The organism is Streptomyces mutomycini (assembly GCF_001700505.1).
Lineage (GTDB): Bacteria > Actinomycetota > Actinomycetes > Streptomycetales > Streptomycetaceae > Streptomyces > Streptomyces mutomycini.
Window position 1 is genome coordinate 1 of record NZ_MAPV01000280.1, and the last position, 7,181, is coordinate 7,181.

At 71.9% G+C, this 7,181-nt stretch carries 7 protein-coding genes; 5 read left to right on the plus strand and 2 right to left on the minus strand.

The features are described 5' to 3' along the window. Positions 1-680, plus strand: a 680-nt coding sequence (locus BFF76_RS29325; protein ID WP_420877233.1) for a TerD family protein, incomplete at its 5' end; no start/stop codon positions are given. A 41-nt stretch (positions 681-721) separates the two neighbouring features. On the opposite strand, the gene BFF76_RS29330 is transcribed toward BFF76_RS29325, so the two are convergent. Continuing rightward, positions 722-1,900 (minus strand): glycosyltransferase, encoded by a 1,179-nt coding sequence (locus tag BFF76_RS29330; RefSeq protein ID WP_065849438.1) that lies wholly within the window; start codon positions 1,898-1,900, stop codon positions 722-724. 58 nt (positions 1,901-1,958) lie between these two features. On the opposite strand from BFF76_RS29330, the gene BFF76_RS29335 reads away from it, so the two are divergent. From BFF76_RS29335 to BFF76_RS29350, 4 genes are all read left to right on the plus strand, one after another. Beyond that, positions 1,959-2,750, plus strand: coding sequence for a glutamate racemase (locus BFF76_RS29335; RefSeq protein ID WP_031096741.1), 792 nt, complete (start codon positions 1,959-1,961; stop codon positions 2,748-2,750). 69 nt (positions 2,751-2,819) lie between these two features. Further along, entirely contained in the window at positions 2,820-3,383 is a 564-nt protein-coding gene (locus tag BFF76_RS29340; protein ID WP_053930122.1) for a hypothetical protein, read from the plus strand. A 104-nt stretch (positions 3,384-3,487) separates the two neighbouring features. Next, a complete protein-coding gene (lnt, locus tag BFF76_RS29345; RefSeq protein WP_065849439.1) occupies positions 3,488-5,119 on the plus strand; it encodes an apolipoprotein N-acyltransferase in 1,632 nt (543 codons plus the stop codon). 9 nt (positions 5,120-5,128) lie between these two features. After that, on the plus strand, positions 5,129-5,608 hold the full coding sequence (locus tag BFF76_RS29350; RefSeq protein WP_031100074.1) for an NUDIX hydrolase: 480 nt from the start codon (positions 5,129-5,131) through the stop codon (positions 5,606-5,608). 52 nt (positions 5,609-5,660) lie between these two features. Here the strand turns inward: BFF76_RS29350 and BFF76_RS29355 are convergent, their stop codons facing one another. Then, complete coding sequence (locus BFF76_RS29355) at positions 5,661-7,052, minus strand: MFS transporter (protein ID WP_031100073.1); 1,392 nt, start codon at positions 7,050-7,052, stop codon at positions 5,661-5,663. Positions 7,053-7,181 lie beyond the last annotated feature (129 nt).

The following is a 7,181-nucleotide window of genomic DNA, read 5'->3' on the forward strand; positions in this document are numbered from 1 at the left end:
CGGCCCCCACGCCCCCGCCCGAGCCGCCCGTCGTGCAGGCCGTACGGCTGACCAAGGTCACGCTGACGAAGGAAGCACCGTCGGTATCACTGTCGAAACAGGGCGGCACGTCCGGAGCGCTGCGCGTCAATCTCAACTGGGAGGTGCGCAAGCAGTTCAAGGGCTGGGGCGCGAAACTCGGCAGGGCCGTCGCCATGCACGGGGACCTGGATCTCGACCTCTGCGCACTGTACGAACTCGCCGACGGGAGCAAGGGCGTGGTCCAGGCACTCGGAAACGCCTACGGCTCCCTGCGGCAACCGCCGTACATCCACCTCGACGGGGACGACCGTACCGGCGCCGTCTCCGCCGGCGAGAACCTCACCGTCAACCTCGACCACAAGGACCGGCTGCGCCGTGTTCTGATCTTCGTCACCGTCTACGAAGGCGCCCGCAGCTTCGCCGATCTGCATGCCACGGTCACCCTCCAGCCGCAGAACGGTGCGGCGATCGACTTCTCCCTCGACGAATGCACCGTGCCCTCCACCGTGTGCGCGCTCGCACTGATCACCAGCGACGGGAGCGACCTCACCGTGCAGCGTGAGGCCCGCTACCTCGTCCCCCAGCGCGGCGTGAGCCCCCAGCGGACCATCGACGCCGCCTACGGGTGGGGCATGAACTGGACCCCCGGGCGCAAGTGACCCCGCCCCGGGCGGGGCGCGGCCGCCCGGGGCCACAGGGCTCAGGGCTCCGGCGCGGCCTCGGGGCGGGCGTACGTACGCCCCTTCCAGGCCGCACCGGACCCACGGTGGTGCTGTACGGCGGAATCCACCGTCATCAGGAGGTAGAGGACCGCGGTGAACGGCAACAGCGGCGCCAGCCACAGCGACTGCCGGTAGTACCCGAGCATCGGCATGTACGTCCCCGCCATGACCGCCCAGGCCGCCCCGCCCGCCGCCGCGGCCACCGGATCGCCGGTCAGCAGCCCCGCGCCCAGCGTGACGGGTGGCGCCACATAGACCAGGCCCAGGCCGAGGACCGTGCCGGCCAGCAGCGACGGACTGTGCCGCAACTGCGCGTACGCACTGCGCGCGACCATCCGCCACAGGTCCGCCAGCCGTGGACTGGGCCGCACACTGTCCACCCGTTCGGCGAGCCCCAGCCAGATGCGGCCCCCGCTGTGCCGCACCGCGCGCGCCAGGGACACGTCGTCGATGACCGCCTGACGGATGGACTCCGGAATCCGCGCCCGCTCGGCCGCTCCGGCGCGCAGCAGCACACAGCCGCCCGCCGCCGCGGCCGTCCTCGACTTCTTGCCGTTCACCCGGCGGAACGGGTACAGCTGCCCGAAGAAGTACACGAAGGCCGGCACGACCAGCCGCTCCCACGTGCTCGTCACCCGCAGCCGGGCCATCTGTGAGACCAGGTCGAAGCCGCCGGTCTCCGTACCGGCCGCGGCGACCAGTTCCCGCAGACTGTCCGGCTCATGAGCGATGTCGGCGTCCGTCAGGAGCAGGAACTCGGGTTTCCGCTGCCCGGCCAGCGCCATGCCGTGCCGCAGTGCCCAGAGCTTGCCCGTCCACCCCGGCTCGGGCTCACCGGGCGTCACCACCGTCAGCGGCAGCCCTCCGTACCGCTGGGACAGTGCCCGGGCGAGCTCGCCCGTGCCGTCACCACTGCAGTCGTCGACCAGATAGACCTGCGCGTCACCCGGGTAGTCCTGGGCGAGCAGAGACGGCAGACTCGTCGGCAGGACCTCGGCCTCGTCCCTCGCGGGGACGACCACGGCCACCGAGGGCCAGCGCGCCGGGTCCCGGCGTACCGGGAGCCTCTGGTCGGTCCGCCAGAAGAAGCCCTGGCCCAGCAACAGCCACACCCACACGATCAGCGAACCCACGGCGGTCCAGGCAACGGCGCTCATCCGTCGAAGTGTGCCCCACTACGGCGGTGCCGCAAGGGCTGTCGACTATGGTGACCGGGTGAAGATCGCACTCATGGACTCGGGAATCGGCCTGCTCGCGGCAGCGGCCGCTGTACGCCGGCTACGGCCCGACGCCGATCTGGTGCTGTCCTCGGACCCGGGTTCGATGCCCTGGGGGCCCCGCACGTCCGAGGACGTGACCCGGCGGGCGCTCGCCGTGGCGCGGGCAGCCGCGGCCCACAAGCCGGACGCCCTGATCGTCGCCTGCAACACCGCATCCGTCCACGCCCTGCCGGCCCTGCGGGCCGAGCTGGAGCCCGGGCTCCCGGTCATCGGCACGGTGCCCGCCATCAAACCGGCCGCCGTGGGCGGTGGGCCCTTCGCCATCTGGGCCACGCCGGCGACCACCGGAAGCCCCTACCAGCGTGGGCTGATCAACGACTTCGCACGGTCCGTGGACGTCACCGAGGTGCCATGCCCGGGTCTCGCCGACGCGGTCGAGCAGGCCGACGAGGAGGCGATCGACCGCGCGGTGGCCGCCGCCGCCTCCCTCACGCCGGCCGGGGTGACGGACGTCGTCCTCGGCTGCACCCACTACGAACTGGTGGCCGCGCGCATCCGCGCCGCGGTGGAGCGCGGCAAGGCCGGCAGCAGGCCACTCGTACTCCACGGCTCCGCCGACGCGGTGGCCGCCCAGGCACTGCGCCGTATCGGGGCGGCTCCCGCTCCGTCGGCCGAACCGACAGGGACCCTCACCGTGCTCCTCGGAGGAGACGCCGGTGACCTGACCGGACCCGCTCTGGCCTACGCCGAGGGCCTGCTGCTCAAGGCCGTCAGCCCCGCTGTCTGAGCGGCACCTGAGCCCGGCCGGGCCCGCACGCCCCTCCCCATGGCGCGGAACGTGGGTACGCTGCTTGGCATGACGGACCACCCCGGCAATGCGCGGCACGGTTCGAGCCAGGCCCGGAGCACGGTCTGGACGGGACGGGCCACCAACCGCTTCCAGTGGCTGCTCGCGGCCGTGGGGGCGGGCTGTCTGGCGCTCGGCATCCAGCTGGCCGTCGACTCGGCCTGGAGCGGCGGATTCGCCCCACTGCTCATGTCCGTCATCGGCTGCGTCGCCGCCGGACTCCTGATCCTCTTCGGCACCCTCGCCTTCGTGCACGTGGCCGTCAAGGTCGACGGTGACGCCCTGGAGGTGCGCTGCGGCCACGCCGGGCTGCCCAGGCGCCGGATCCTGCTCACCCACGTGGTGGGCGCGGACTTCGCACCCAAGGTCACCCCGCGCCATTGGGGCGGCTGGGGCTACCGGTGGCGCCCCGACCAGGGCACGGCCGTGGTCGTACGCCGAGGGGAAGCGCTGGTGCTCCGGCTGGGGGACGGCAGGAGCTTCACCGTCACGGTGGACGACGCCGAGGCAGCCGTACGCTTCATCCGCGAGCGGCTGCACCTGCCGGCCACCGGGAAGAACCCGGAATCCTGAGTTCCCCCAGCAGCAGCGGCGGCAGGAGCGGAGTCCGGCCGTGGCCGCTCATGGCGGCAGGAGCGGCTGCCGGGCTCACAGCCGCCCACCGTAGACTCCGGCAGGTGAGCGCCACCGTCACCACCGCCGAACCGCCGCCCGCCCCCGTGTCCCGCAGCAGCAAGCTGTGGCCGCGGCTCGTCCGGCCGGCCGCAGCCGTACTCTCCGGCGCGCTGCTCTACGCGAGCTTCCCGCCCCGGCCCCTGTGGTGGCTGGTGCTGCCCGGCTTCGCCCTGCTGGGCTGGGTCCTCACCGCACGCAGGCCGCGCGCGGCGCTGGGTCTCGGCCTCCTCGCGGGCCTCGGCTTCATGCTGCCGCTGCTGCACTGGACGGGCGAGGAGGTCGGCCCCGTTCCCTGGCTCGCTCTCGCGCTCGCCGAGGCCCTGTTCGTCGCCGTCGGCTGCGTCGGTATCGCCGCGGTCTCCCGGCTGCCTTACTGGCCCGTCTGGGCAGCGGCCGTGTGGACCCTGGACGAGGCGCTCCGCGCCCGCGTCCCGTTCGGCGGCTTCCCCTGGGGCAAGATCGCCTTCGGCCAGGCCGACAGCGCGTTCCTGCCGCTCGCCGCGCTGGGCGGCACCCCGCTGCTGACGTTCGCCGTCGTCCTGTGCGGCTTCGGACTCCTGGAAGCCGTCCGGCAGGTCCGCCGCCACCGTGTCACGGGCGCCGTGCCCCGCTCCGCCGTCGTCGCGGCGGCCGTCGCCGTGGCCGCCCCGGTCGCCGCAGCGCTGGCGTCCCTCCCGCTCGTGGACGACTCGCCGGAGGACGGCACCGCCACCGTCGCCGCGATCCAGGGCAACGTGCCGCGCCTGGGGCTCGACTTCAACTCCCAGCGCCGGGCGGTCCTGGACAACCACGCGGAGCGCACGGAACAGCTCGCACGGGACGTGAAGGCTGGGAAGGCGCCCCAGCCGGACTTCGTCCTGTGGCCGGAGAACTCCTCCGACCTCGATCCCTATCGCAACGCCGACGCCCGCGAGGCCATCGACCGGGCCGTGCGGGCCATCGGAGCCCCCACCGTCATCGGCGCCGTACTCGCCCCCGACACCGGGCCGCTGCGCAACACCCTCATCGAGTGGGACCCGGAGAGCGGCCCCGTGGACACCTACGACAAGAGGCACATCCAGCCGTTCGGTGAGTACATGCCGATGCGGTCCGTCGCACGGATCTTCAGCAAGGACGTCGACCGGGTGCAGCGCGACTTCGGACCCGGCACCGAGGTGGGCGTGTTCGACCTGGCAGGCACGAAGGTCGGACTCGTGACCTGCTACGAGGCGGCGTTCGACGACGCCGTACGCGACACGGTCAAGGACGGCGGACAGCTGATCGCCGTACCGAGCAACAACGCGACCTTCGGGCGCAGCGAGATGACCTACCAGCAGCTGGCGATGAGCCAGGTACGCGCGGTCGAGCACGGGCGCTCCGTCGTCGTGCCGGTCACCAGCGGCGTCAGCGCGGTGATCCGGCCGGACGGCACGATCGTCGAGAAGACGGAGATGTTCACCCCGGACGCCCTGGTCGACGAGGTACCCCTGCGGTCCTCGCTCACGCCCGCCACCCGGCTGGGAACCCTGCCGGAGGGTGTCCTTGCGCTTCTCGCCCTGGGCGGTCTGGGCTGGGCGGCCGCCCGGTCGTCGCGCGCCCGGAAGGAGCGGAAGGGCCTGACGGCCGGCCCGGGGGACGTCACGTCCGCCGCGTAGGCTCCTCGCATGGCCACTCCAGACTTCATCCGCGACATCCGCGCCACCGCGGGACACCAGCTCCTCCTGCTGCCAGGAGTCACCGCCGTCGTCTTCGACGACGGGGGCCGGGTGCTGCTCGGCCGGCGGTCGGACACCGGTAAGTGGTCGCTCGTCGGTGGAATCGGCGAGCCCGGAGAGGAGCCCGCGCTGACGGCGGAGCGTGAGGTGTACGAGGAGACGGCGGTGCACTGCGTCGCGGAGCGGGTGGTCCTCACCCAGGCGCTGAAGCCCGTGCAGTACGCCAACGGCGACCGGTGCCAGTACGTCGACATCACCTTCCGCTGCCGGGCCACCGGCGGCGAGGCGCGGGTGAACGACGACGAGTCGCTCGAAGTCGGGTGGTTCGACGTCGACGCCCTGCCGCCGCTGAGCGAGTTCTCGCTGTTCCGGATCAAGCAGTCCCTCAGCGACGGCCCCACCTGGTTCGCACGGACCCCCCAGGCCTGACGGGCCCGGCTCCCCCGGCAGTGGTGGAGGCCGGGCCCCTCGGAGCCGTCGGTCAGACGCTCCGGGCGTCGGCGGGCGGTGTCGAGGTGTCCGCGGCCTGCCGGCCGTCCTCCGGCTCCATGTCCGTGAGGTCCCGGTTCCTGGTCTCCTTGGCACAGACGATCGCCAGTACGGTGATCAGTGCGGCGGCGATGACGTACAACGAGATCGGCGTCGAACTGCCGAAGTCGGCGAGCAGCGCCGTGGCGATGAGGGGCGCCGGGGCACCCGCGGCGACCGACGAGAACTGGGCGCCGATGGACGCGCCCGAATAGCGCATCCTCGTCGCGAACATCTCAGCGAAGAAGGCCGCCTGCGGCGCGTACATGGCACCGTGGAAGATCAGCCCGACCGTGACGGCGAGCAGCAGACTCCCGAAGCTCCTGCTGTCGATCAGCGCGAAGAACGGGAACATCCACAGCGCCACACCGATGGCGCCGATCAGATAGACGGGCCTGCGCCCGATCCGGTCGGACAGCGCGCCCCACATCGGGATCACGGCGAAGTGCACCGCGGACGCGACGAGTACGGCGTTGAGCGCTGTCTGCTTGCTCAGCTCCGCGGCGGTCGTCGCGTAGACGAGGATGAACGCGGTGATCACGTAGTAGCTGATGTTCTCGGCCATCCGGGCGCCCATGGCGATCAGCACGTCGCGCCAGTGATGCCGCATGACGGCGACCAGGGGCATCTTCTCCGCAGGAGCGGCATCCGCCTTGCGCTGCTCGGCCTGGGCGAGGGCCGCCTTGAACACGGGCGATTCATCGACGGAGAGACGGATCCACAGTCCCAGGATCACGAGCAGGCCGGAGAGAAGGAAGGGAATCCGCCAGCCCCACGACTCGAAGGAGGACTCGGACATGAGAGCGGTGAGGGCGGAGAGCACCGCCGTCGCGAGCAGCTGGCCGGCGGGCGCTCCCGTCTGGGGCCACGACGCCCAGAATCCGCGCCGCTTCGCGTCACCGTGCTCCGATACGAGCAGCACGGCGCCGCCCCACTCGCCGCCGAGGGCGAATCCCTGCACCAGGCGCAGCACCGTGAGCAGGACGGGCGCGGCGGAACCGATGGCGGCGTGCGTCGGCAGGAGGCCGATGGCGAAGGTCGCACCCCCCATCATCAGGAGGCTCAGCACCAGCAGCTTCTTGCGCCCGAGCCGGTCTCCGTAGTGACCGAAGACCAGTGCTCCGATCGGACGTGCGGCGAAGCCGACGGCATAGGTGAGGAAGGAAAGAAGGGTTCCGACGAGCGGGTCGGAATCGGGGAAGAACAGCTTGTTGAACACCAGCGCGGCAGCGGCGCCGTAGAGGAAGAAGTCGTACCACTCCACCGTGGTCCCGACGAGGCTCGCGGCGACGATGCGGCGGAGGTTGGACGGGGGTGGGGGAGCGGTTGCTGCTGGGGCGGCCATGGATACCACTTCCGGACAGTTGGCGGGGACGTTTCCGTGTCGCCATACCGTAGGAAGGGGCAGGTCAAGGGCGTATGTGGCGGGACACCATAGTTCGGGTCGCGGGTGTGCGGGCGGGCGCTACGGGGA